Below are 23,927 nucleotides of genomic sequence, written 5' to 3'. Positions count from 1 at the left end.
GAAAAATATGGAATTAATCTTTCAAATCTTTTGTATTTCAAAAATTTATTGGAGCTTTTCTCTTTACGCGTTTGTCGTGTCATCACAAATTATTTTTTAAACGCTTCGTATAGTTTTTTATAGAACTCTTTTTTAGCTTTTTTCTGATCATTAAACTCTTTTTTGCCGTAATCAAAATTCGCTACAGAAAAACCCTTGCCATCATCAGAAAAAGTGAAGAATTCTATCCCAATCAATTTATTATTTTTAGCATCTACTACAGTAGTTCCTAAATTATTGTTAAATTGTTTAACTTCTTCTTCACTAACTCCAAACCCCATAGCAGTGCCATCTGTAATAATATTTGAAAACACTTCTTCTGAAGATGCTACTTCTTTGACAGATATTAGATAGACAGCATCTTCTGTTTCTACTTGCCTTACCTTATCCCATCTTTCGGTATCATTCGAAGAGATTGTATAGACTGTTAAATCCACCGAAGGTTTATTGGAATTTTCTTTTTTAATCACTTGTTTGCCAATTAAGACGATTGCGAGTATTCCAATGACTAGTAGCAAACTAATATAAATTTTCTTTTTCATGCCTGACTTCCTATATCTTTTATGTCAATTATAACATCAACTTTACTATATACAGCTGGATCATGCGTTGCTATAATAACATAATAATTCTTGGTTGTTTCACTCAATAATAAGTTGATGATTTCATTCCCAATCTCACTATCCAAGGCTCCTGTAGGTTCATCCGCTAAAATAATTTTACGCGGTTTCATTAACATTCTTGCAATAGCTACACGCTGAGCCTGTCCCCCAGACAATTCATATATTTTATGTTTTAAATAGTCCCTAGAAAGACCTACTTTTTCAAGCATCTCAGATATAATCTTTTTGTCTTTATTGAGGAGTTTTAAATTATCATATACTGTTTTGTTTTCTATCAAAGAATAATTTTGGAATACATACCCAATAGTATTTTTAAAATAGGTTCTTTCTTTGATTTTCCAAATATCCTGTTTATCAACTAACACTTTTCCACTGTCAATTTTTTCTAGCCTTCCTATAATGTTTAGCAAGGTACTTTTACCTGAACCCGAACCGCCAATCAAGGCGTAGCTTTTCCCAGCTTCAAAGGTTAAATTTAAATCTGTAAATATTTCTTTTGAGCCATATTTTTTTGTAACATTCACAATTTCAATTGTCATTAGTCATCTCCTTTTAGAATTTGAGTGTATCTATCAGATAATTTTCTGAAACTCATTATTATTGACATCATTAAAACCGTTAAAGAAGCAAGACCAATATACAATAACTCTATTTGTCCTGTCATGGTAAATGTCAATAAGATAACCATTATAATCGTTATCATAAAATATTTTAGACTTGAAATGGCCATACCTGTTTTCGATAGGCCTAAAATGATTTTTTTGACATAGTCATTCTGTTTTAAGGCAACAAACATTTGAGCATATTGATAAATGAGTAGAAATACAATTCCGCAAATAACTATTTGCAGTATTTTTGAAAGGAGAATTTGGTGCTCTAAAGATTGAATCTTCAATTTTACAATTTGATAAACATCTACTGGATTCATTGAAAAATTCAACTGGACAGCCATCTCATTTATTTTATTCACCGCTTCAGGACTAAAAAGGGACTTATACATTATATTACTAGCTAAAGAAAACTTGTTCTTCTCAATCATTTTGTCAGTATCTAACACAACAACTATATTATCTGTGCTATCTGCTATACTTGCCAACGGTAAAATCTCTTTAATTTTACGACTATTATCGGCATCTTCATTGAAATAAAAGATTTTTTTCCCATTAGGAATTATTTGTACTGTAACATGTTCTTTTGTAAAATTTGTTCCAATAAATTGTTCTGCTACAACTGTATTCACAATAGATTTCTGATTTTCTTTCCATTTCTCAGGAATATAGATAGTTGCGATCTTATTATCTAAAATACGATAGTTTGTTCCATTCACTTTATTTTGTAGGTTAGCACCTGTTTGATTGATATAAATCAGCTCTTTATTTATCTCTGGATTTGTTATCCCATCATTTTCTAATTGTTTAGAAAAGTCTTCTGCAACATGAGAAGTTTTCATAAAATCTGGAACATATGCCGAGGATCGTTCTATATATAAAAAATCTAACTTTTTTAAGGCGACAGCTATTTGTAGATACTGATCATCTGAATCACTTACTTCTCCATTTTTAGCAAGGTTACTTTCAATCCCTAGAAACTCAATCCTTCTCCAGTCTTTTACTGCACTCCATGGTTCTAAATGCTTTATCTGTATATTTATCTTTGATTGACTAGCCTTTGTTTCCCGTAAAAAGATTCCTGAAACAACTATTATGCTAGAAATAACCGCAAGCCATACGATAAAAATGAGGCTGTTTTTGGCCTTATTTTTTATAATTTCAATAGGCTTTTCAACCTTGATAGTCAACCAAAATAGAACAAAGGTGATAGCATCAATGATTTGAAAAATTATAAAATTGGTTAGAAGCAGAGAGAAAAATAACTTAGAGCTATAGGTGAAGAGACCACTCCCCAGAAAAGAGCCATAGAAAACCATCAATAAAGCAACTAAAACCAGCTCAAAAGTAACAGAAATTAAATAATCCTTTTTTAGGTTATATACAGGCAATCCTAAAGAGCGTCGTATCACTCCTTCTTTAATCTGTCTCGTTCTAACAACAAATAAAACAACTAATAAAGTTAAGTAGATTGAACCCATTAACAATAATCTTAAAGTCCCATTGAATTGTAACATGCCTCCTATATACCAAGGATAAGCCATATAGACTGTTTGCAGCCCAGTCATCGTAAGTGGTTTCAAACTATCTACATCCATCTTCCCAAGGGTGTAATACATTCCTATTATCGGTACAGACTTTAATTGTTCATTATTTACATCATCGAAATTTACATACTTCAACTGACCCGAACTCTGAACAATTGGCTTGTAAATGGTAACTTTTTCCGTTTTGGATAGGTCACGAATCATTTGATACACTTCTTCATTAGAAAGATTGCTTTTCCCTTGAATGGAGAAGGCACCATCAATTGGTAAAGGTATTGGTTTTTGGGTATCACTAATAGTGACCAGACCAATTGCAGCAATCAAACAAAAGAAGAGTCCAATGATACATAATTTTAATTTCATAAGCACTTACCATATTACAAGAGACCCTATCCTATCACTGGGTCTCTTGTTTTCATAAACTATTTTTAAAATCTATAATAATTCCAATATGCACTTAATCGAACATCGTTCCAACTTTTTGTTGAACTTGACATTGCCCATCCATAATCTTTTTTATCGTGATCTTTAACTGCTCCCCAAAGATTCTTTATTGTAGATTCTGAACCAATATTATTTGGAGACTGAACATAGTAATTTGAATAAGCATAGCCATCATTTACACCATAATTCCATACATCAATAATGGGATATGGAGCTGGGTTTGCTGTTACTGCACTAACGATACTAGTCATAGTAGTTAGCCCAAAACCTAAAGAAACTGTAGCTAATAAAGCTAATGTTTTATTTTTAATTCTTATTTTCATAACTACACTCCTATATTGAATATTTTACCTTTCTAATTTATAGCTTAGCTAGTCACAATCAACGACCCCATTGGTCTTACCTCCTTTAATTTTATAGATTCTAATTTTTGAAAATATATATATATTACTCAAGCAATTTTTACAATAATATCAGCTTAGGTTTCCATATTTTTCTTTTATACCTTTTTCAATGTATCTTAAACTGTTTCTAAATTACATGATTAAACATAATTTGTTCACTATTTAATTACATTCTATACTAATTTCAATCTAATAATAAGTCATTTACCCACCAACAATGATAATGATGTCCATTACCAATAACAAAATTGGGGCAAGTTTTAAAATTTTCTTCATACCAGGACTTCCTTTCCATTTTTATTTATTATATAATAAACAAAACTAAACCAATATTTTGTTGTGAAAGTGGGAAAACTGATGAAGTCACATCTTGGAAAAACATTGAGAAAAGTAAGACAAGGAAAGCAAATCAGTTTATGTTCTGTAGCAGATGAACACCTTTCAAAATCACAAATATCTCGTTTTGAACGTGGCGAATCAGAGATATCTTGTATTCGACTAATCAATATTTTAGATAAATTACATATTACTTTGGACGAATTTCTTATTTTACACAATAAAGACTACACAAATACCGAATCGTTTGCTAACTTAGTACAGTACATTCGAAAGCAATATTCATCACAAAATATCAATAATATAAAATGCCTACTTTCTGACTCCTCAAATTACACCTTAAATTCCTTTGAAAAAACCATGGTAAAATCCATACTATACTCAATGGATTCCAAAATTGCTCCATCAGATGACGAATTGCTTCAATTAACAGACTATCTTTTCAAAGTTGAAAGATGGGGGTACTATGAAATTATTTTATTGGGTAACTGTGTACGAACAATTAATTACAACTCCTACTTCCTACTAACAAAGGACATGTTAAATAATTACATTTACTCTTCTCTAAATAAATCTAATAAACGAATTGTCACTCAGCTTGCTATAAATTGTTTCATTCTTAGCATCGATAAGGAAGAATTTTCAAATTGTTCCTATTTAATTGACGAGATAAATGAGTTGTTAGATAACGAATTAAACTTTTATGAACAGACGGTTTTCCTATATGCGACCGGTTACTATGAATTTAAGCGTCAATCAGGTAATGGAATTGAAAAGATGAAACAGGCCTTAAAAGTTCTAGATATTTTAGGAGAAGATAAGTTAAAATTACACTATACTAGTCATTTTGATAAACTAAAATGAGTTTAACTGGTATTCAGAGCAGGAAGCTCCGAACTTACCGAAGTCAGGGAGTCATACATTGTTTTTTAGGGGTACAGGCTCAGACTCTACCAAGAACCACTATCAATCAATGTAGTACAAATGTATTGTGGCTTAAAGGCTCTCATTTAGTTGATTTGCTAAGTAGTGTACCAGTTATCATTCAATCAGATGCTGAGAAAGTAACTAGAATTTTACAGGTTATAAGCATGTGGCAATAAAAATGAGACAGGATACAAAACCAACAAATAATTTTGATTTCCATAGTGCAAAATACTATATCACCTGCTAAGGATTCCAGTTTGTTTGATATTGAGATTTCATTAACTGCCTAAAAGGAAAAAAGGGAGGAGGAGAGTACCTACCTGATAGTATTGTTAGACAAATAATGTCCATCAACAGAGATGAAGTCAAAAAATTAAATGTTAGAGGGCGTAACCTTAATGAGCATATTGAAACAGTAGATTTAATATCAAATAAAATAATGGAAATAATTGATTTTCCATATGATGAAAAGAGAACATTGAATCCTTCTTCGGTATTTTCAGAGATGTCTTTAAAGTATTCGGATAATAAATACAAGGTGTTGAGAAACAGATGAAAAGTATTAAACGTAATAGGTTTTGAATAATATATTTAATCATAGCAGTTTTTATCGGTCTACTTAGTGTTCCTTTATCATAAAAACTTTACTAAAATATCCAAATGATACGTATTTATCTAAAAAGGTAGTGAAAAAGGTAGTGATTCGAATGATTTATACTGCAATGTACTGAATTCAAGAAAAAGAAAAAACGCTTGAAATCAGCGTTTTTCTTCTGTATTGATTCGTATTGAATGCTTACTTAACTTCTGTAAACACAACGTGCTTGCGAAGTTTTGGTGAGTATTTCTTCAATTGAAGACGGTCTGGAGTGTTACGTTTGTTTTTAGAAGTAAGGTACAAGCGTTCACCAGATTCTTTGTGTTCAAGTGTAATATTTACGCGCATGGTATCTCCCTTCTATTATTCAGCTGCTGCAGCTTTAGCGATTTTACGTCCTTTGTAGTATCCTTTAAGTGATACGCGGTGAGAACGTGAGTAATCTCCAGTAGTTTCGTCAAAGTTTACAGATGGAGCTGTTACTTTGTAGTGTGTACGACGTTTGTTTTTCTTCGCTTTTGAAGTGCGACGTGCAGGTACTGCCATTGTTTGTTTCTCCTTTTAGAATGTAATTCGATGCAATCTCATGATTTTCATCAACTTTAACAGTATAACAAAACTTTTTTGTAAAGTAAAGTTACTTGACAGAAATTTTTGATTTTCTTTTTGACAGTAGCAAAGCTTTTTAGCAGTTGTACCTATTTTTCGGATTATTATTCCAATATTCTGAAAATTTAAATATTTTCTTCTGTCCAACAGAGCATAAGTGTGGTATAATAAAGCACAAAGATGACTACAATGAAAGGGAAAGACATGACAGATAAATTAGATACACGCCACAGAAGTAAGATTTATGACAGTATGGTCAAATCTCCTAACCGTGCCATGCTTCGCGCGACAGGGATGACGGACAAGGACTTTGAGACTCCGATTGTCGGAGTGATTTCGACTTGGGCTGAAAATACGCCTTGTAATATTCACCTGCATGATTTTGGTAAACTAGCCAAGGAAGGAGTAAAAGAACAAGGTGCTTGGCCTGTTCAGTTTGGTACGATTACCGTCGCTGACGGGATTGCCATGGGAACACCGGGCATGCGCTTCTCTCTGACTTCACGTGACATCATCGCAGACTCTATCGAAGCTGCCATGGGCGGACATAATGTGGATGCCTTCGTCGCTATCGGCGGCTGTGATAAGAATATGCCTGGCTCTATGATTGCCATTGCGAACATGGATATTCCAGCCATTTTCGCTTACGGAGGAACCATTGTACCGGGAAATCTGGATGGCAAGGACATTGACCTAGTTTCTGTCTTTGAAGGCATCGGGAAGTGGAACCATGGCGATTTGACTGCTGAGGAAGTGCGCCGCATCGAGTGTAATGCCTGCCCTGGCCCTGGTGGCTGTGGCGGTATGTACACAGCCAATACTATGGCGACGGCTATTGAAGTTCTAGGTATGAGCTTGCCTGGCTCTTCTTCTCACCCAGCAGAATCTCAAGATAAGAGAGATGATATCGTGGAAGCTGGCCGAGCAGTTGTCCGTATGTTGGAAATGGGGCTTAAGCCGTCTGACATTCTGACGCGCGAAGCCTTCGAAGATGCGATCACAGTGACCATGGCTCTGGGCGGCTCTACCAATGCTACTCTGCACTTGTTGGCCATTGCTCATGCGGCCAATGTGGAGCTGACCTTGGATGATTTCAATGTCATTCAAGAGCGCGTGCCGCATTTGGCGGATTTGAAACCATCTGGTCAGTATGTCTTCCAAGACCTATACAATGTCGGTGGTGTCCCAGCGGTTATGAAATACTTGCTGGCAAATGGTTTCCTACATGGCGATCGCATCACTTGTACAGGTAAGACGGTGGCGGAAAACTTGGCTGACTTTGCTGATCTGACACCAGGTCAGAAGGTCATCATGCCGCTTGAAAATCCAAAACGTGCGGATGGTCCATTGATTATCTTGCATGGGAATCTGGCACCAGATGGCGCGGTTGCCAAGGTATCAGGTGTTAAAGTTCGTCGTCACGTCGGACCTGCTAAGGTCTTTGACTCAGAAGAAGCTGCTATTGATGCAGTGTTGGCCGATGAAGTAGTTGATGGCGATGTAGTCGTGGTTCGCTACGTTGGTCCAAAGGGTGGGCCTGGTATGCCAGAAATGCTGTCACTTTCTTCTATCATCGTAGGAAAGGGTCAAGGAGATAAGGTAGCTCTCTTAACAGACGGTCGCTTCTCAGGTGGTACCTACGGTCTCGTTGTCGGACATATCGCTCCGGAAGCTCAGGATGGTGGCCCGATTGCCTACCTTCGCACAGGCGATATGGTCACGGTTGACCAAGACACCAAGGAAATTTCCATGGCAGTTTCTGAAGAAGAACTTGAAAAACGCAAAGCAGAAACAACTATTCCACCGCTTTATAGCCGCGGGGTACTTGGTAAATACGCCCACATGGTATCCTCTGCTGCTAAAGGTGCTGTTACCGACTTCTGGAAACCAGAAGAAACAGGTAAAAAATAGCCTATATATGACAAAATAACCCGCTAGTTTTTCTAGCGGGTTTACTATTTTATTTAATGCAGATGGACAAGGCATCTTTTTATCTAGGACTAATCCCCAGCGCAATGCGTCCAAAGCGGCTGATGCGCGTGATTTTCCACGCGGGCGACCAAGTGACTTCAACGGAGACAGTTTCGATGCCCTCGATTTGCTTCAGGGACTCGACAATTTCAATAGGAACGGTCTCGGTACAGTCGCAGGCTGTGTCTGTGAAGGTCATGACAATCTTGCAGTGGCCAGTCTCGTCAAGATTGATTTCATAGATGAGCCCGAGATTGTAGACATCAAGCTCGACCTCTGGATCGTAAATCGTTTCGAGTTTTTTAATTAATTCTTCTTGGATAGCTGCTGCTCGGTCATTGATTTTGATATCGTCTCTCATCTTCGGTCCTTCTTTCTCTATAGAATGGTGGTCTTATTTTCTCATAATTCTGACAATTTTTCAAGAAATTCTGGCGAATGAAAACGGATTTAGTCTCTTGGAGGGAATTTTTCTGCTCTAACTCCTCAAAACATCTGATTTATGGTAAAATAATAGATATTATATAGTTGCAGAGGATTAGAAAATGAAATTACAAAAACCTAAAGGAACTCAGGATATCCTCCCTCAGGAATCTGCTAAATGGCAGTATCTGGAGGAGTTTGCTCGTAAGACGTTTAAAAAATACAACTATGCGGAAATTCGGACACCGATTTTTGAGCACTATGAGGTCATCAGTCGCTCAGTCGGGGATACGACAGACATCGTGACCAAGGAAATGTATGATTTCTATGATAAGGGAGACCGTCATATTACGCTACGGCCAGAAGGAACTGCACCGGTCGTTCGTTCTTATGTCGAAAACAAGCTCTTTGCACCAGAAGTTCAAAAGCCAGTCAAGCTTTATTATATGGGTTCTATGTTCCGCTATGAACGACCTCAGGCTGGTCGCTTGCGCGAATTTCACCAAATCGGGGTGGAGTGCTTCGGCTCTGAAAATCCAGCGACAGATGCAGAAACGATTGCTATGGCTGCTCAGTTCTTCAAGGAAATTGGAATTGGGCAGGTGACGCTGCAGCTGAATAGTTTGGGCAATGCAGCGAGTCGGGCTGCCTACCGTCAGGCCTTGATTGATTATTTGACTCCGCTGAAAGACAGTCTTTCTAAGGATAGTCAGCGTCGTTTGGAGGAAAATCCGCTGCGGGTGCTGGATTCGAAGGAAAAAGAAGATAAGGTAGCCGTTGAGCAGGCACCTTCGATTTTGGACTTTCTGGATGAGGAGAGCCAGGAGCATTTTGCGGCTGTCCGCTCAATGCTAGAGTCTTTGGACGTTCCTTATGTCATTAACACCAATATGGTGCGCGGACTGGACTACTACAATCACACGATTTTTGAGTTTACGACTGATGTGGCAGGCAGCGAACTAACTATCTGTGCGGGTGGCCGTTATGATGGCTTGGTTGACTACTTTGGTGGGCCAGAAACCCCTGCCTTTGGTTTTGGTATGGGAATGGAGCGTCTCCTCTTGATTTTAGAAAAACAGGGAGCAGCTTTGCCGCTTGAGACAGGCCTGGATGCCTATATTGCCGTTCTAGGTGAAGATGCCAATCGCAGCGCTTTGGAGTTGGTGCAAGCTCTCCGCAATCAAGGATTTGCGGCCGAGCGAGATTATTTGGACCGCAAGCTTAAGGCACAATTCAAGTCAGCAGATGCTTTCAGAGCCAAGACCATCATTACTTTAGGTGAAAGTGAAATCGAAAGCGGCCAAGTCACTGTGAAGAATAATGAAACTCGTCAAGAAGTAGTGGTTGGACTGGATCAAGTTCAAGAAAACTATCAGGCTGTTCTTGAAGAATTGGGTTGTTAGAGAAAAACTTATTCTTTCTTAAAGACCGAGCTTTTTAAACAATTTTAAAATATTACATTTTTGTTACGCGACGAGTAAATAATGTAACAAATTGATAATATTTTGGTATAATGGATATACTCTTACATAAATAAAGGAGAAAAAATGAAAAAATTGATGAAATTTGGCGTATTGCCGGCTTGTATTCTTTTGTTGGGAGCATGTTCGGCCCTGCCAAAACCACAGAAAAAGAACGCTGAAAACGTGAAGACAGAGCAGTCTTCATCTTCTACATCAGAAAAAGAAACCAATGAAAAGCGGATTGAAAAAGATGCAGATATTATCTTGCGTGCAGTCTTTACCGATCACTCTTCAGGCTTTACGACCTTGATGGGAACTTCTGTTGACAAATGGAAGAAAGGTATTACTCAGTCTTACGTTGATGAAAATCTGTCTAAATATACGCCAGAAGAAAACTATACGCTTGACTTGAAGACAGAAAAATTCCCTCCATCAAAAATCTTGGAGCTATTTGACCAAGCACGTTTTAAAGTCTTGGCTACGATTGGCGATGATTTTGAAATTACTAAGGTTGAAGACGATGGAGAAACAGCAACGGTAACATTTAAGAGCCGTGCGATTGCAACACGTGATTTGGCCAATCTAATCAATATGACCAAAGCTAGTCTGTTTGAAAATGGGATTGAAGATGTAAAAGCCTTGGAAGATTCAACGGATCCAGATCTTGAGAAACGTTTGGCTTTGGTAAATAACTTCCTCTTCTACTATGCTTTTGACCGTATGAATGAAGACTTTGGCTACATTGCGCCACGTGAGTTTACAATGGAGTTAACGAAGACAAAAGAGGGTCGCTATATTCTCAATGACGAAAACTTTATTGAATTGCGTAAATCAATGTTTGTAAATGAGTATTCAGCAAATGGTGCGGAAACCCGTAAAGGAAACAAATCAACCGATTCTGGCTCTAAATCTGACTCAAGCTCCTCTTCATCTTCCGATAAATCAAAGATCTAATAGTTTGAAATAAGATTTAGGATCTCATTTATATAGATAACGGGTCTGGGGCTTTTTGTCTCAGACTTTTATTTTTCAACTAGCTTGAATTGACGGAGGATAGGAATGAAAACAATTTATTTAAGCAAAGAAGACATGTTGGAAATCTGTCAAGATGGTGATAAGTATTTCTTGCGTTATCCAACTTTTAATATTACCATGCCAGAAGTAGTTCAAGAAATCCCCAAAGAAGCTGCAGATAGTTATATGTCTGGAGAACATACTGGTAAAGAGTTGATGAATTATGCAGATTATGGTTTTTGGAAATCTAAAAAACAGTATACACAAGATGAGTCTGGTAAGCTCTTCATCGAAAATCATCCTTCTTTTATTTTGAAGAATCCTGAAAATAGCCGTCGTCTTTTCACAGCAGAGGAATTTAGACAAATTGTCACCCAAGCCATTGTTTCAGAACTGGAACCTAGCGAACTTGACGCTATTGGTATAGTTGATAGTCATTTAGAGCTTCTTCTGGTGGATCCAGTTGGCTGGGAGGAAGAGATAGAAGCAGTCCATCTGGAAATTCTGCAAGAAAAACTCAACAATTATATCTACTTCCTCGAAAGCAAGCAGTATGTAGCACGATACGGTGATCAGTTTGACAAAAAAGTCATCTATATCACATTCCAATATTCTCCATCAGACAACGGTCTAGCCTTTCTTGCTGCGGTTCAGAAAGTGTTACAACCGACTGATATGAGTTTGAAGATAGAATTGCCAGAGTAAGAAAGGGAGCGGAAACGCTCTCTTTTTGTGGTATAATTGGACTAGGTTACGCAGACTTTTGTTAAACAGGTAAAAATAGGAGATAGTATGTAATGATTATAAATAATACAGTTATTAATAAACAATTAACAAAAGCAATATTCTATAATAATTTTAAAAAATACCTTCAACAAGATGAAAGTTCTAATTTATTTATGTTAAAATCGCCCGTCATAATTGAAGGATTAGAATTTTGGGCAGATTTTAATTTTCAAAATAACATTCTGGAATCTCTAAAGTTAAGTATATACCAATCAAATGGACCAATAAGTTATTCGAATATGTTTGAATATAAACTAAAAGATATAAAAGAGATACAGGATAAGTGGTTAGAAAAACAATATGGTAGTTTTTACGAGAAGAGTACATACTCTACTAAATTTAACACCTCTTTTGCGGAAATAATATCATATATTGATACAAAATCAGGTGAGAGCAGTATAATCTTTTTGTTTAAGTGATGCATATGTAATAACTCTCTATAAATAATTCCAATAAAAAATCTGCCTTACGGTGGGAATGGGATTATTTGCAGGAACAACATGGTTATAAGGATGTAGATTTTGTAGGAGGATATTGGTATGCAGACAAATAGTATGTTAGAATTAGCAAGAGAAACTCGAAAAAAAAATTAGGGGAGTATTTAGGGAGAGAGTGGATACGATTGCTGGTTACGATTTCGTTGATGAACCCAATCGTCATACATTTAAACTGGATTTTCTTGTCTATGACTTTGCTGGGGTAAGATTTATATACGAAAACGATTTATTTGAAATTCACCTACTTCTTAATCTTAACAAAGAAAAAGTGATTTCTAAGCCAAATAGCCATTACAGCGAAATAAGTGACTGGGACAGCTACCTAAAAGAAATCATATTAGAAATCGAGTCCTATATCCCAGAGAAATTTTTAAAAGCCAAGGGTTGGCGATGAAAGAATCAGGAGGTGTTAATATGGTGAAAAGCATGCAAGAGCTAGCAACAGAAGTGAGCGAACGTATTCAAAGAGCGTTTGGAGATAGAGCTTCAGACATGACCATTTACGATGTGGTAGATGTACCCAATCATCGCATGTTTAGTATTAAATTTAAAGCCTATGATTATTATGAAGCTCATTTTGGCTATGAATTAAGTTTTACAGATTTTTATATAGTGATTAGTAAAGGGATTGGAATCTCACTTCCTAAAGAAAAATATGATTTTGGAAGTATAACAAATTGGGACACATACTTAAAAGAAATCATGGCAGAGATTGAATTACGCATTCCTGATGAATTCTTAAAAGCTAAGGGATGGTTGTAAAATCTGTTTAAACTATAGTTTTACAACAGGCAAGTTCGCCTTTCTATGATAGAATAAATGAAACAAGAGTTTACTAATATTTTATTGGTAAACTCTTACTGTACAAGAATGGTTACTACCATATTGATGGTGTTCTTCATACATCAGCAAGGCTGGTGATACCACTTACTTCAGTTTAGGAGATGATTGGAATAAACTGACGGAAGCCTATCATTTAGACAGCCGTGGAGAACAAATGTTTGAAGCATTTAATAATCCAGCATTGGATGATGCGGTTGCGCAAGGCAAGACCATTCGATTTTCTCATAATCCGGAACTTCCTCAGTATGAAGAATCAGCTATAAGATGGGAATGGGATTATTTGCAAGAACAACATGGATACACAGGGCTAGTTAAGCAAGGAGAATTTTGGTATGGAACTAAATGAAATAGAAACTTTTGCGATAAAAACTAGTCGGATGATTAGGTCTTACTTTGGAAAGAGAATGGATGATTCGTCTATATATGATATTGTTGAAAAAAACAATTATCGTGCATTTAAAATTGATTTTATTGCATATGATTATGCTGGAGTAAGACTTATTTACGAAAATGACGTAATTGAGTTCCAACTTTTTCTCAATGATGAACAAGGTAAGGTGATTTCTAAACCAAATAGTCATTACAGTGAAATACAAGACTGGGAGAATTACTTAAAAGAAATCATGACAAAAATCGAGTCCTATATTCCAGAGAAATATTTAAAAGCCAAGGGTTGGCGATGAAAGAGTTGGGGGTACTGGTATGGAATTAAATAATATGGATATTTTATCAGATGAATTTTTTGATATAGTTAAAAGAGTATTTAAAGATAAGATTAATGGTATAGTGTTTGATGATATAGTTGATGAACCAAATCATCATACATTTAAACTTAAGTTTCGTATCTATAATTTTGCCGGGGTAAAATTTCAGTACGAGAATGATTTCTTCGAGATTTATGTTTTTTTCAATGGTGATGAGGGTTTACTGCTGTCTAAGAAGAACAGTCGTTACAGTGAAATAAGCGATTGGGATGCATATTTAAAAGAAATCATCGTAAAAATCGAGTCCTATATTCCAGAGAAATATTTAAAAGCTAAAGGTTGGAGATAAAAGAGTTGGGGGTATTGCGTTGGGATTAAATAAAACGAAGCAATTAGCGCTGGATTTTAGCGATATAGTTGAAATAGTATTTAAAGATAAGATTGATGGTATAGTGATTTATGATATAGTTGATGAATCAAATCAACATACTTTCAAACTGAAGTTCCGCGTTTATAATTTTGCTGGGGTAAAATTTCAGTACAAGAATGATTTCTTTGAGATTTATCTGTTTTTAAACGGAGAGGAAGGGTTATTACTTTCTAAGCCGAACAGTCGTTATAGCGAAATAAGCGATTGGGATGCATATTTAAAAGAAATCATCGCAAAAATCGAGTCCTATATCCCAGAAAAATATCTAAAAGCCAAGGGTTGGCTCTAAAAAAGAAGGAGGTATTGGTATGGTTCAAGAAAGTATGGAAGCTATAAAACAAGAGGTAATTGAACGGATTGAGCGTTCTTTTGGAGATAGAGCTGCTGAAGTAACTATTTGTGAGTTCGTCGATGTCCCAAATCATCATATATTACGCCTCGTATTCAGGGCATATGACTATTATTGGGTTCAATTTAATTACGATAATGATTTATGCGGGTTCTCTATTGATTTGGGTGATGAATTTGGAGCGTCGCTTGAAAGCAAAATGCGTAGCTATATGGGAACAAAGGATTGGGATAACTACTTAAAAGAGATCATGGCAGAGATTGAATTACGTATTCCTGATGAGTTCTTAAAAGCTAAGGGTTGGTTGTAAAACCTGTTTAAACTATGACTTTACAAGGAAATCAGTATTTTCTTTTATGAGAATAAATGAAGCAAGAGTTTACCGATAAACCATTGGTAAACTCTTACTGTACAAGGACGGTTACTACCCGATTGATAGTCATCTGGGGTCTGCGACTCCCTTGATTGTTGGAGTTGGCTTAACCTGAGGGATATCAAGTATGAAGTGGTGAAGGATATTACTAAAGAGAATATCAGGAGAGCATTTAAAGAGGCTTCACATAATACTCAAATTGATATTATGAATACTTTGACTGAGTATAATTTAAAACTTGATGATATTGTGGATATTCGCCAAGGTCAAATCGCTAAAATATTCGGTCAAGGTGGAGGTACACAAATACAATTTGGTACAAGTGTTGTTTGATATGAAAAAATGGGACTCTTAAAGGAGATTGTTAAGTAATGGTTAGCTTAGAAAAAGAGCGATTGGAACTTTTATCAGATATTCACAAATTGGGATATGAAAGTTTGAGATATTCCATTTTCAACGATCATGGACCAAGGGAATGGGAAACAAGAATAGAATATAATCCTGAATTAGAAGTATATGAAGTATATTCGACAATGGACAGAGCAAGTACGAATGGTAAAGATTCATACCAAACCTTTCAAGAAGCACGGATTCGTTTCATAGAAATTCTTAAAAACGTTGTTTTCATAAATAGATATTATGTTGACGAAGGTATAGGTGCAGAATATTCCTCTCCATTATGGGATAAAATCGAGGCTGACATTGAGAATATAAAATGTATAGTTGAACAAGAAATTAAAAAACGCCATTTTGAGAGCTTACATTATGTATTATTTGATGAAAATAAAAATCTTCCATGGGCATTTCACTTATTCTATAGAGATGGTAAATTTATGATTAATGGTCGAGATGATAGATCATATGTGATGGAGAATACGATAGAGTTTACTAGTTTTGAAGATGCCAAAATAGCTTTTTTGGAAAGATTAGAACATTTTGTAAAATCTAATCAATTCAAAGTGAAGATAGGGAAAAAAACATATTATCCCTCCCCCCTCTGGGATGATGCTACAGAATAACAAATAATTCCTTCCTAAAAAAGGAAATGGAGGGTATTCAACCTTCTTCCCTGACCATATGAGCCCTCAGGAGGTTGTGGATTCTATTAATGAGGCATATTCAAATATGGAATTGATAGAAGGTAGTCGTTATTCAGGAACAAGTCGAAATGGAATAGACATTGAAATAATTTTAAATTCTGAGGGGAAAATTATTACTGCTTATCCACAAAAAATAGAATAAATTTAAAGGTGCTTATAAATGAAATGAAACGAAACTATATTGTAAAAGTAACTAAAAATAGTCGGAAATTTTTGCTAGTAGAATTCGATAGCTCTAGTTGTCAATCTCTGTCAAACTTTTTAAATTCTGAGGTTCATAATTTTTATCTGGATGTTCGAGAAGCTTTGGAGAGTGTAATTTCTGGGAGTATGGAAGAATATGCTTTTGATGGTAATCTCTTAGGGATTGAAATTGGAAAAGAAATAACAGAAGTTTACTTCCAATTTGAGGAAGAAATATTAGGTGAACCATGTTTTATTTCAACTGATGAACTATATAAATTAGTTATTGAGTGGAAAGAAATGGAAGATAAAATGTACAGGGGGGAAGATATTTTTCCGCTGATGGTAGAGGATTAAGATGTATTAGAGGGCTTCTATCAGAGATACGCTTTTCATGGGCAATGACAAGCTGTATCATGATGTTGGAAATGTCTTTGTGACGGCGAGTGCCATCATGATTCCCATAGGGCAGACCCAGAGCGTTGTCAAGGGCTTGACCCAGTTTGCGATAGGGGAAGTAGGGGCTTATACAACGGGTCAGGTTGCCTATCATGGTACCAAGCTCCTAGGAGGTAGTGAAGAAGATGCTCAAATCGCAAACTTTATCGGAAGCATTATAGGAGGCTATGCGGCCTACTCAGCAGCCGGTAAGTTTAGTCTCAATAAGGTGAAGGTAGATGTCGAACCACCGAAGTATAACCGCGAACAAATTCTGAAGAATATAGAAGAAAGCGGGCCTACTTGGAGACAATCTGAATTGGATGTCGGAAAAGATTACGAGGGATATGATGCTCAAAAGTCATTTATTAATGGAGAAGAAGTTCCCTATGGTACTAAAGGAAGTGTTAGACCGGAATTTTATAAAAATGGCCGTAGTGTAGAAGTTAAAAATTATAATGTAGAAACTTCTTCAGGTAGAAACAGTTTAATAAATAACGTGAGTAGTCAGATTAAAAAAAGACTCACAAATTTACCAGAAGGTACCGAACAAACAGTTGTTATTGATGTAAGAGGTCAAGAGTATAATTTAGAAATACTCCGAGATATTAAAAATAAAATTATAGAAAAATCAGGTTATAATGCTGAAATTCTATTCAAGAGAGAGAGTGAGGAACTTATGACAGTCGGTTTAAAAGTAGATTTATATTGGTATTCTATTGGAACAGGAGATTTTCTCCACTCGTTTTTTTCAACAATTTGTGTTCGTTTAGAAAATAATGTTTGGGGGAGCAGATTTCCTGTTTTGATGAATGAGTTATATAGTGGAAAGCTAGAGCCACACCAGTTGGAGGAGGCTTTGAGTGAATTGGAGACCATCCAAAAGGAATTAGAAAGAATTAATCCTAGTCAAGTTGTTTGGGATAAGGAAGATAGAAGTAAAATGCCTCCTTGGGGTGACAATATCAGTCCAGATATCAAAGCGCTATCAGATTATTTTGTGACAAGCAGTGGAAAGAATCTAATTTCTGTGATAAAAAGAGCTTTGTTGGATGCTATAGACGAACAAGTTGAACTTGAAATAAAGAGTTTATGAAATGTCATGACTGATTAGAATTAAATATTTTATGAAGAATCCAATATCGATTCATAAAACTATTACACGGCTTGGGATTACTCAGATCGTGTAATTCTTCAAAATAGACCTCTACCTCAAAAACTAGCTAAGGTTGATCCTGCTTTCAAGAAAAGAATAGACCATTATAAAACAGTAAAAAAAATAGAATAGTGGTTTGAAATTGTGAAAAACAAAATTCATTACATTACAAAGCTTGAATTGCAAGACTTATTGACTTTCAGTGGCTTTGTAGCAATTTTTGATGGGAAGCAGATCCAAAACAAAGAAGAGCTATTCCGTTTTTTTGAAAAACTGTCGGTCTTCCTGATGCGAATAATTGGTCATCTATTACGGATTGGCTGACAGACTTATCGTGGTTAAAAGCTGAAGAATACACTTTTATTTTTGAAAATTATGATGGTTTCTTAAAAGATGATTTATCTTCTAAAGACTTATTTTTAGGAATTTTGGAAGAAGATGTTCTTCCTTGGTGGGAAAGTGATGTTGAAAAACATGTTGTTGGCGGTAAGGTCAAGAGTTTTCAAGTTTACATAGTGGAAAATTAAAAAATGGGAAACATTTTTATGGAGTTGCCTTAAGGTAACAAATTTGATGATTCATATAGCGGTTTATTCATGTCAGAGACTGAGAGGGCTAATCGCAACTATGCAATTGATCGTTACTTCCTAATGGACAGTCAGAAATTATTTAGCTGGCGTGATCCTAATTACATGGCGAAGTTCAATCATTACCTCCTTGAAGAAGGGATCAATCCGATTACACTTGAGCCAGCAACAGCCGAAGAAATCCAAACAGCTGAATGGTATAATCACATCCATCCTATCACTGAAACACTTAGCTGGGGAACTGCTTTGTATTTAGCTTATGTGGGCTATAACCAGTATTATAATAAACCATATACAACAATCCCCGAAGCCATCGGCAAAGGAAAAGATTGGATTAAAGGGAGAATTCCAAGTATGGGGAGTCAGCCGGTGGTTGAGATTAAAAGCTACAGTATGGATGATTTAGCGAATCTTAAACATACAGAGAACTTTACTGAGAAGTCTAAGATTCACATTTTTGAAGGTGATATAAATAGGAGAGGGCAAGCAGGTGGCTATCATTATGATATGGTAGAGGGAACTTCCGGAAATATTATCGAAGGTACAAAAGGTCCGGCCTTAAATGATGCTGGAGTTTATGTGGTAAAGGTAGAAGTTGATGGGATTCCTAAAAAAGGAAATGGAGGGTATTCAACCTTTTTCCCTGACCATATGAGAGCTCAGAAGGTTGTAGATGCCATTAATGAGGCATATAGTAATAAAGTTTTAGCTTATGGAAACAAATACATTGGAAAAAGTCATAATGGATTAAAGATTGGAATGTATATAAGAAAATCTGATGGAAAGATTATCTCAGCATTCCCAATGGAATAAAATGAATTTAGAGGTAAGATTAATGAAGAGAATATATTCAGTTGTGGTTTTTGGAAATGAAGAAAATGACATAATGTTAGTTTTGAAATTTACAGATCAAAAATTTCAATCGTTGTCAGACTTTTTAGATTTTGAGGTTCATAATTTTTACCCTCATATTTATAAAGAATTAGAGGCGGTTGTTACTGGTCAAAAAGAATCATCTGGTTTTGGCGGTAATATGCTGAATATTGATATAGGCAAGGAAGAAACAGAAGTATACTATCAAATGGATGATGAAAGTCTTGGGGAACCATGTTTTATTTCAACTGATGAACTGTATAAACTAGTCATTGAGTGGAAAGAAATGGAAGATAAAATGTACAGGGGGGAAGATATTTTTCCGCTGATGATAGAGGATTGAGATGGATTAGAGAGCTTCTATCAGAGATACGCTTATGGGAAATGACAAGCTGTATCATCAGGTTGGAAAAAATAATAATAGATTAAAGATTAGAATATATATAAGAAAATCTGATGGAAAAATTATTACAGCTTATCCAACTATTTCAGAGTAGAAAGATTTGTAGATGTTAAGAAGAGAATATAAGTTATTTAAAAGTGTTGAGAACAGAAATGCACTTACGGTTCTCTATAATAGAGAAGATTATGAAATTATAACAACCTTTATGATTACAGAAGTCACGGATTTTTATCCTCATATTTATAAAGAATTAGAGGCGGTTGTTACTGGTCAAAAAGAAGAGTCAGACTTTGGCGGTAATATTCTGAATATTGATATAGGTAAGGAAGAAACAGAAGTTTACTTTCAATTTGAGGAAGAAATATTAGGTGAACCATGTTTTATTTCAACTGATGAATTGTATAAACTAGTCATTGAGTGGAAAGAAATGAAAGATAAAATGTACAGGGGGGAAGATATTTTTCCGCTGATGGTAGAGGATTAAGATGTATTAGAGGGCTTCTCTCAGAGATACGCTTTTCATGGGCAATGATAAGCTGTATCATGATGTTGGGAATGCCTTTGTGACGGCGAGTTCCATCATGATTCCTATAGGGCAGACCCAGAGCGTTGTCAAGGGCTTGACCCAGTTTGCGATAGGGGAAGCAGGCGCCTATACAGCGGGTCAGGTTGCCTATCATGGGACTAAGCTCCTAGGTGGTAGTGAAGAAGATGCACAAACCGCAAACTTTATCGGGAATATTGTAGGAGGCTATGTGACCTCCTCAGCAGCCAGCAAGTTTAGTTTGAACAAGGTGAAGCATATATCAGGCGGCAGCGCAACCAAGACTATTGGTGAAGTTAAGCCAGGTGACGTGGATGCGCCAACGACGAAGGGTCCTGTTGAGACACCGACTCCGTCAGATGTAGGAGTGCCAAAAACAAAAGATACTACTTCTGAGGAAATGGTTAAGTACTACCGTGTTCAGGGTGGAGGAAGTAAGGAACTGACATATGTTAACGATGACGGAACACTATCATGGAATAATGAATGGAAGTCAGATCATAATCTTAATGTTTCAACTGGAAAAGATCATTCTGCTTATTTTAAGGGAAAAAGGGAAGGGGCTTATATTGTAGAAGTAGAAGTTCCGAAATATGTTGATGACATTATTAATGAGAATGTAATTTCACAACAGGGATACAAATCCAATCCTTTAAATCAGAATGGAATGGCTCCTAAACTAGTGGATGAAGGTGTATTTATGAGAAATGGTTTTGAAGGTCATGCTTTTGAACTTCCAGCACCAATAAACCAATGGTTTATTGAATATGGACAAAATGCTAGAATAATTAAATAGGTGAAAAAATGATTAGAGCAAAATATGGTGAAAATATTGTTGTCGCTTTTAAATACAAAAATCAGTATTCTTGGTATATTTCTGATTTGGAGTTATGGTATATTAATTACGAAGAAGCGGGATACAATTTAGATGAGATTTATAAGGATAGATTACGCTCTCCAATTTTACTTCCTGAGAATATTCTCTATTTTTTAGAAGATATGCAAAAATATAGTTGCGATCTGTCAGAGTTAAGGAAAGTCTTTGCTAATGAGTATAAAATGGATAAACTGAACGCTATTTATGATTTCGCACCATCTTTATTAGTTGATATGGATAGTTTGTTATTGTATTCTAATTACGCAGAATATATTTCTTTTGAGGAATATATCTCAGCTCCATGGATAGGGAAATATCAATATTTCCTTGATTTAATTCCAAGAGAATATAGGTTTTGGACAGACATAGGTGATAATGTGTTTGATAAAAATAAAAAAAGTGGATAAAATAAAGAAAATAGAAGGAGTAAACAAATGAATGACGACAAGATGACTGTAATTCAAGAGATGTTTAAAAATGGTGAAACAGATGAATTAGTTCCTGCAGTTACTGTGATACTGGACGGAAAAATTAAAGGTGTGGTTGATATCTTGATGGAAAAAAAAGGTTATGAGGGATATCCAGAAGCCATATCTGATATTATCTTTAAAGGCATTTCAACAATAATTGATCACGAATAAATTAGGCTAATCTTACCGCCAAAAGTATGAAAAGTTGATTCCTGAAAATGAACGTTATTGGTTTGTAAAGGAAGGTAAATATTATGTCAGATAATAAATTAATTATTTTAAACGAGTCATTTGGTAAGGAAGGCTCAGATGAGAAAATTGAAGGCCTGACTTTAATTGTAGATGGACAGATTAAGACGGCATTTGATGCGATTAAAACTAGAAAAAACTATAGCAATTACAACGAAGTCTTAAGAGATATTGTTTTTATCGGATTAGAAAGTATTTTGAGAGAAAAATAGTTAATAATGATGAGTATGAGAGAATCAAACTGGTTCCTCTTTTTCTGTTCTTTTGAACTCCATATCTAGTATGGTATAATTAGACTTGACAATAAAATGATTTTCATTTTAATCCAGATAATTTTAGAATTGAAACACCTTCTGCTAATAGAAGTCATAAGTTTGAATAGGAGATAAGATGGATATTTTTGATATTGTTCAAAATGGGACATATAATGATTTTATAGAAAATTACAATGATGATGTAACACAAATTGATGAATATACAAACCTTAATTTGTTATGCACGGCAATGCTTAACGATAATTTACCAGAAGAGAAATTGAAAATTATTAAATATTTGCTGTCTGAGAAGGTAGAGATAAATTTTTTGTCAAAAAAAGAAAACAGAAATGCTCTTCATTATTTCTTCCAAGCCAATTGGCGGCCTAAAATAGCATATGCATACGAGGTGGTGAAATTACTTGTTGGGGCAGGAATAGATGTAAATGCAGTTGACAAATTTGGTTCTATTCCGATGACTTACTCAGTAACGTTATTAAAATTACCAACGGATGAGTTAGAACCTCTATATAAGCTTTTACTAGAGGCCGGTTCGGATTATAAGTTAAAAAATAAATCTGGGAAATCGTGTCTAGACTATGCGGAAGAATATTCTTGGAGAAGTAGTCTGCTTGATATTATCAAAGGCTATGAAAAAGGTAGGAATAATGAGAGTTTATGATTTAGAGTCGTCTATTAGAAATGCAGATTTAAAATCGTTTCAGAAATACTATACTGGAGAGATTCATCAAGAATTTACAAATGATAATCTTTCCATGTTAGAGCTGCTATTTACGGAATCTAGTAATTGTAATGATAGAATGCAAATTGCGAGATATCTGATTCATCAAGGAATTGATGTGAATCATCAATCAGAAGGAATGAGCACAGCTCTTCACTTACTATTAGGTTCTGCAAAAGCAAATTGGTCTGATGATCCCCAATATCTCTTCGAGGAAGCAGAATTGCTTATAAAGAATGGGGCAGATGTGAATTTGAAGGATTCTCATGGTGGAACGCCTCTATCATATGCAATTGCGACATTAAAAGCCTCCACTGAAGATTTACTTCCTGTGTACAAAGCTCTTTTAAACGCTGGAGCATATATAGATGAACGCTCTGGTGTACCATCTTGTTTAGAGTTGACAAAAATTTTTCCTTGGAGAGCAGACTTACTTCCCTTGCTGGAAAATTTTCAGGGGAAGTAAGAATGATTGGAGCGATTTTGCTACTTCAAATAACATTCTTTTTGATAAAGTTATTCGCTATCTCACAATTAAACGAAAGTAAAAAAGGTAGGCCACATGGTATTAAATAAAGAAAAAATTCAGGAAAATTTTGAGGAATTTATGTTTTACATTGATGATACCTTGGATGCAATAAAGCAAAAAGCTAGTAAGCAAGGTTATCATCTAGATATGAGTTTAGAAAGCTTGAAGGATTTGGCGCAATTCGTTCGAGAGAATGATGTCAAAAATAATCCTGAAAACATTGATGATTTCTTTAATAGCTGGGTTTATCTTGGAGAGGTTTTTCGCTTACAAGCTAAAGGAGCCTACTGGACAGTTGGTACTGAAAATCCGAAAAACTTAAATTATGGGTTAGAGTATTTGACGGGTTATAATACAATTGGTTCAGAATTTATTCCCTTATTAATTATGAATAACTTTACTTTAAGTTCACCTGATAGGTTAAATAATAATTTTTTTTATGAATTAGTATTGAAACGTTTAAATCCTAAACCAATAAATCTAGATCATCTTCCAACTGAAGAGGGTTAAGCTATTTTGGGTATCGTTTAATTA

At 35.4% G+C, this 23,927-nt stretch carries 38 protein-coding genes and 1 pseudogene; 31 read left to right on the top strand and 8 right to left on the bottom strand.

What is annotated here, in order from left to right:
• Positions 1 to 89: 89 nt before the first annotated feature.
• From ACWPVL_RS03830 to ACWPVL_RS03810, 5 genes are all read right to left on the bottom strand, one after another.
• The gene (locus ACWPVL_RS03830; protein ID WP_223368128.1) at positions 90 to 581 is read right to left on the bottom strand and encodes a hypothetical protein; all 492 of its coding nucleotides are present in this window, start codon (positions 579 to 581) and stop codon (positions 90 to 92) included.
• The gene (locus tag ACWPVL_RS03825; RefSeq protein ID WP_223368127.1) at positions 578 to 1,201 is read right to left on the bottom strand and encodes an ATP-binding cassette domain-containing protein; all 624 of its coding nucleotides are present in this window, start codon (positions 1,199 to 1,201) and stop codon (positions 578 to 580) included. Before ACWPVL_RS03825 ends, ACWPVL_RS03830 begins: the two co-directional genes overlap by 4 nt.
• The gene (locus ACWPVL_RS03820) at positions 1,201 to 3,180 is read right to left on the bottom strand and encodes an ABC transporter permease (protein ID WP_454387034.1); all 1,980 of its coding nucleotides are present in this window, start codon (positions 3,178 to 3,180) and stop codon (positions 1,201 to 1,203) included. Before ACWPVL_RS03820 ends, ACWPVL_RS03825 begins: the two co-directional genes overlap by 1 nt.
• Positions 3,181 to 3,245: 65 nt before the next feature.
• Positions 3,246 to 3,584 (bottom strand): hypothetical protein, encoded by a 339-nt coding sequence (locus ACWPVL_RS03815; RefSeq protein ID WP_223368125.1) that lies wholly within the window; start codon positions 3,582 to 3,584, stop codon positions 3,246 to 3,248.
• 285 nt (positions 3,585 to 3,869) lie between these two features.
• Positions 3,870 to 3,941, bottom strand: coding sequence for an SHP2/SHP3 family peptide pheromone (locus tag ACWPVL_RS03810; RefSeq protein WP_223368160.1), 72 nt, complete (start codon positions 3,939 to 3,941; stop codon positions 3,870 to 3,872).
• A gap of 81 nt (positions 3,942 to 4,022) precedes the next feature.
• On the opposite strand from ACWPVL_RS03810, the gene ACWPVL_RS03805 reads away from it, so the two are divergent.
• On the top strand, positions 4,023 to 4,865 hold the full coding sequence (locus ACWPVL_RS03805) for a helix-turn-helix domain-containing protein (protein WP_223368159.1): 843 nt from the start codon (positions 4,023 to 4,025) through the stop codon (positions 4,863 to 4,865).
• Between the two features lie 406 nt (positions 4,866 to 5,271).
• Positions 5,272 to 5,484 carry a hypothetical protein gene (locus ACWPVL_RS03800; protein ID WP_317628111.1) on the top strand — a complete coding sequence of 71 codons (213 nt, stop codon included), beginning with the start codon at positions 5,272 to 5,274 and terminating at the stop codon, positions 5,482 to 5,484.
• Positions 5,485 to 5,724: 240 nt separating this feature from the next.
• Here ACWPVL_RS03800 and rpmG read toward each other — a convergent pair whose 3' ends face one another.
• The gene (gene rpmG, locus ACWPVL_RS03795; RefSeq protein ID WP_001265622.1) at positions 5,725 to 5,874 is read right to left on the bottom strand and encodes a 50S ribosomal protein L33; all 150 of its coding nucleotides are present in this window, start codon (positions 5,872 to 5,874) and stop codon (positions 5,725 to 5,727) included.
• A 15-nt stretch (positions 5,875 to 5,889) separates the two neighbouring features.
• Complete coding sequence (gene rpmF / locus ACWPVL_RS03790; protein ID WP_000290416.1) at positions 5,890 to 6,072, bottom strand: 50S ribosomal protein L32; 183 nt, start codon at positions 6,070 to 6,072, stop codon at positions 5,890 to 5,892.
• Between the two features lie 252 nt (positions 6,073 to 6,324).
• Here rpmF and ilvD point away from each other — a divergent pair, with 252 nt between their 5' ends.
• A complete protein-coding gene (gene ilvD, locus ACWPVL_RS03785) occupies positions 6,325 to 8,046 on the top strand; it encodes a dihydroxy-acid dehydratase (protein ID WP_454387671.1) in 1,722 nt (573 codons plus the stop codon).
• Positions 8,047 to 8,125: 79 nt separating this feature from the next.
• Here ilvD and ACWPVL_RS03780 read toward each other — a convergent pair whose 3' ends face one another.
• Positions 8,126 to 8,467, bottom strand: coding sequence for a metal-sulfur cluster assembly factor (locus ACWPVL_RS03780; RefSeq protein WP_005591447.1), 342 nt, complete (start codon positions 8,465 to 8,467; stop codon positions 8,126 to 8,128).
• A 184-nt stretch (positions 8,468 to 8,651) separates the two neighbouring features.
• On the opposite strand from ACWPVL_RS03780, the gene hisS reads away from it, so the two are divergent.
• The 28 genes and pseudogenes from hisS to ACWPVL_RS03640 all read left to right on the top strand — a co-directional run bounded on the left by hisS (position 8,652) and on the right by ACWPVL_RS03640 (position 23,903).
• Positions 8,652 to 9,932, top strand: a complete 1,281-nt coding sequence (hisS, locus tag ACWPVL_RS03775) for a histidine--tRNA ligase (protein WP_454387030.1) — start codon at positions 8,652 to 8,654, stop codon at positions 9,930 to 9,932.
• A gap of 144 nt (positions 9,933 to 10,076) precedes the next feature.
• Positions 10,077 to 10,946, top strand: coding sequence for a hypothetical protein (locus ACWPVL_RS03770; RefSeq protein ID WP_005591449.1), 870 nt, complete (start codon positions 10,077 to 10,079; stop codon positions 10,944 to 10,946).
• 105 nt (positions 10,947 to 11,051) lie between these two features.
• On the top strand, positions 11,052 to 11,711 hold the full coding sequence (locus ACWPVL_RS03765) for a DUF6572 domain-containing protein (protein WP_454387028.1): 660 nt from the start codon (positions 11,052 to 11,054) through the stop codon (positions 11,709 to 11,711).
• A gap of 92 nt (positions 11,712 to 11,803) precedes the next feature.
• On the top strand, positions 11,804 to 12,211 hold the full coding sequence (locus tag ACWPVL_RS03760; RefSeq protein ID WP_454387026.1) for a hypothetical protein: 408 nt from the start codon (positions 11,804 to 11,806) through the stop codon (positions 12,209 to 12,211).
• 193 nt (positions 12,212 to 12,404) lie between these two features.
• Positions 12,405 to 12,683 carry a hypothetical protein gene (locus tag ACWPVL_RS03755; RefSeq protein WP_454387024.1) on the top strand — a complete coding sequence of 93 codons (279 nt, stop codon included), beginning with the start codon at positions 12,405 to 12,407 and terminating at the stop codon, positions 12,681 to 12,683.
• A complete protein-coding gene (locus ACWPVL_RS03750; RefSeq protein WP_454387022.1) occupies positions 12,680 to 13,051 on the top strand; it encodes a hypothetical protein in 372 nt (123 codons plus the stop codon). The genes ACWPVL_RS03755 and ACWPVL_RS03750 overlap by 4 nt, the downstream gene beginning before the upstream one ends.
• Before the next feature lie 235 nt (positions 13,052 to 13,286).
• Positions 13,287 to 13,478, top strand: coding sequence for a hypothetical protein (locus ACWPVL_RS03745; RefSeq protein WP_454387020.1), 192 nt, complete (start codon positions 13,287 to 13,289; stop codon positions 13,476 to 13,478).
• Positions 13,465 to 13,815, top strand: a complete 351-nt coding sequence (locus ACWPVL_RS03740) for a hypothetical protein (RefSeq protein WP_247921191.1) — start codon at positions 13,465 to 13,467, stop codon at positions 13,813 to 13,815. Before ACWPVL_RS03745 ends, ACWPVL_RS03740 begins: the two co-directional genes overlap by 14 nt.
• A gap of 19 nt (positions 13,816 to 13,834) precedes the next feature.
• The gene (locus ACWPVL_RS03735; protein ID WP_454387017.1) at positions 13,835 to 14,185 is read left to right on the top strand and encodes a hypothetical protein; all 351 of its coding nucleotides are present in this window, start codon (positions 13,835 to 13,837) and stop codon (positions 14,183 to 14,185) included.
• A 19-nt stretch (positions 14,186 to 14,204) separates the two neighbouring features.
• Positions 14,205 to 14,555: a hypothetical protein gene (locus ACWPVL_RS03730; RefSeq protein WP_454387015.1), complete on the top strand. Its 351-nt coding sequence runs from the start codon at positions 14,205 to 14,207 to the stop codon at positions 14,553 to 14,555.
• A gap of 19 nt (positions 14,556 to 14,574) precedes the next feature.
• Positions 14,575 to 14,925, top strand: coding sequence for a hypothetical protein (locus tag ACWPVL_RS03725; RefSeq protein WP_454387013.1), 351 nt, complete (start codon positions 14,575 to 14,577; stop codon positions 14,923 to 14,925).
• 198 nt (positions 14,926 to 15,123) lie between these two features.
• Positions 15,124 to 15,321 carry a hypothetical protein gene (locus ACWPVL_RS03720; RefSeq protein ID WP_454387011.1) on the top strand — a complete coding sequence of 66 codons (198 nt, stop codon included), beginning with the start codon at positions 15,124 to 15,126 and terminating at the stop codon, positions 15,319 to 15,321.
• Between the two features lie 38 nt (positions 15,322 to 15,359).
• Positions 15,360 to 16,007 (top strand): Imm59 family immunity protein, encoded by a 648-nt coding sequence (locus ACWPVL_RS03715; protein WP_454387009.1) that lies wholly within the window; start codon positions 15,360 to 15,362, stop codon positions 16,005 to 16,007.
• A gap of 76 nt (positions 16,008 to 16,083) precedes the next feature.
• Entirely contained in the window at positions 16,084 to 16,230 is a 147-nt protein-coding gene (locus tag ACWPVL_RS03710; RefSeq protein ID WP_454387007.1) for a hypothetical protein, read from the top strand.
• 23 nt (positions 16,231 to 16,253) lie between these two features.
• Positions 16,254 to 16,628, top strand: coding sequence for a hypothetical protein (locus ACWPVL_RS03705; RefSeq protein ID WP_454387005.1), 375 nt, complete (start codon positions 16,254 to 16,256; stop codon positions 16,626 to 16,628).
• A 37-nt stretch (positions 16,629 to 16,665) separates the two neighbouring features.
• Positions 16,666 to 17,805: an immunity 70 family protein gene (locus ACWPVL_RS03700; RefSeq protein WP_454387003.1), complete on the top strand. Its 1,140-nt coding sequence runs from the start codon at positions 16,666 to 16,668 to the stop codon at positions 17,803 to 17,805.
• A gap of 368 nt (positions 17,806 to 18,173) precedes the next feature.
• Entirely contained in the window at positions 18,174 to 18,392 is a 219-nt protein-coding gene (locus ACWPVL_RS03695) for a barstar family protein (RefSeq protein WP_454387669.1), read from the top strand.
• Between the two features lie 69 nt (positions 18,393 to 18,461).
• A complete protein-coding gene (locus tag ACWPVL_RS03690) occupies positions 18,462 to 19,265 on the top strand; it encodes an EndoU domain-containing protein (protein WP_454387001.1) in 804 nt (267 codons plus the stop codon).
• Entirely contained in the window at positions 19,231 to 19,668 is a 438-nt protein-coding gene (locus tag ACWPVL_RS03685; RefSeq protein WP_454386999.1) for a hypothetical protein, read from the top strand. The genes ACWPVL_RS03690 and ACWPVL_RS03685 overlap by 35 nt, the downstream gene beginning before the upstream one ends.
• A 166-nt stretch (positions 19,669 to 19,834) precedes the next feature.
• The gene (locus ACWPVL_RS03680) at positions 19,835 to 20,212 is read left to right on the top strand and encodes a hypothetical protein (RefSeq protein ID WP_454386997.1); all 378 of its coding nucleotides are present in this window, start codon (positions 19,835 to 19,837) and stop codon (positions 20,210 to 20,212) included.
• Between the two features lie 37 nt (positions 20,213 to 20,249).
• Complete coding sequence (locus tag ACWPVL_RS03675; protein WP_454386995.1) at positions 20,250 to 21,068, top strand: hypothetical protein; 819 nt, start codon at positions 20,250 to 20,252, stop codon at positions 21,066 to 21,068.
• A gap of 8 nt (positions 21,069 to 21,076) precedes the next feature.
• Complete coding sequence (locus tag ACWPVL_RS03670) at positions 21,077 to 21,556, top strand: hypothetical protein (protein WP_454386993.1); 480 nt, start codon at positions 21,077 to 21,079, stop codon at positions 21,554 to 21,556.
• Positions 21,557 to 21,583: 27 nt separating this feature from the next.
• Positions 21,584 to 21,790, top strand: a complete 207-nt coding sequence (locus tag ACWPVL_RS03665; protein WP_454386991.1) for a hypothetical protein — start codon at positions 21,584 to 21,586, stop codon at positions 21,788 to 21,790.
• Positions 21,791 to 21,873: 83 nt separating this feature from the next.
• On the top strand, positions 21,874 to 22,080 hold the full coding sequence (locus ACWPVL_RS03660) for a hypothetical protein (protein WP_454386989.1): 207 nt from the start codon (positions 21,874 to 21,876) through the stop codon (positions 22,078 to 22,080).
• Positions 22,081 to 22,187: 107 nt separating this feature from the next.
• A pseudogene (locus tag ACWPVL_RS03655) lies at positions 22,188 to 22,250 on the top strand (GH-E family nuclease); the annotation flags it as partial.
• Positions 22,251 to 22,258: 8 nt separating this feature from the next.
• Positions 22,259 to 22,804, top strand: coding sequence for an ankyrin repeat domain-containing protein (locus tag ACWPVL_RS03650; protein WP_454386987.1), 546 nt, complete (start codon positions 22,259 to 22,261; stop codon positions 22,802 to 22,804).
• Entirely contained in the window at positions 22,791 to 23,330 is a 540-nt protein-coding gene (locus ACWPVL_RS03645) for an ankyrin repeat domain-containing protein (protein WP_454386985.1), read from the top strand. The genes ACWPVL_RS03650 and ACWPVL_RS03645 overlap by 14 nt, the downstream gene beginning before the upstream one ends.
• Positions 23,331 to 23,426: 96 nt before the next feature.
• Positions 23,427 to 23,903, top strand: coding sequence for a hypothetical protein (locus tag ACWPVL_RS03640; RefSeq protein ID WP_454386983.1), 477 nt, complete (start codon positions 23,427 to 23,429; stop codon positions 23,901 to 23,903).
• The last annotated feature ends 24 nt before the right edge of the window (positions 23,904 to 23,927 follow it).

The sequence above is a fragment of the Streptococcus sp. Marseille-Q8145 genome (genome assembly GCF_965112035.1).
The sequence above is the reverse complement of the archived record's forward strand: the minus strand, read 5'-3'. Positions and strand labels throughout refer to the sequence as shown.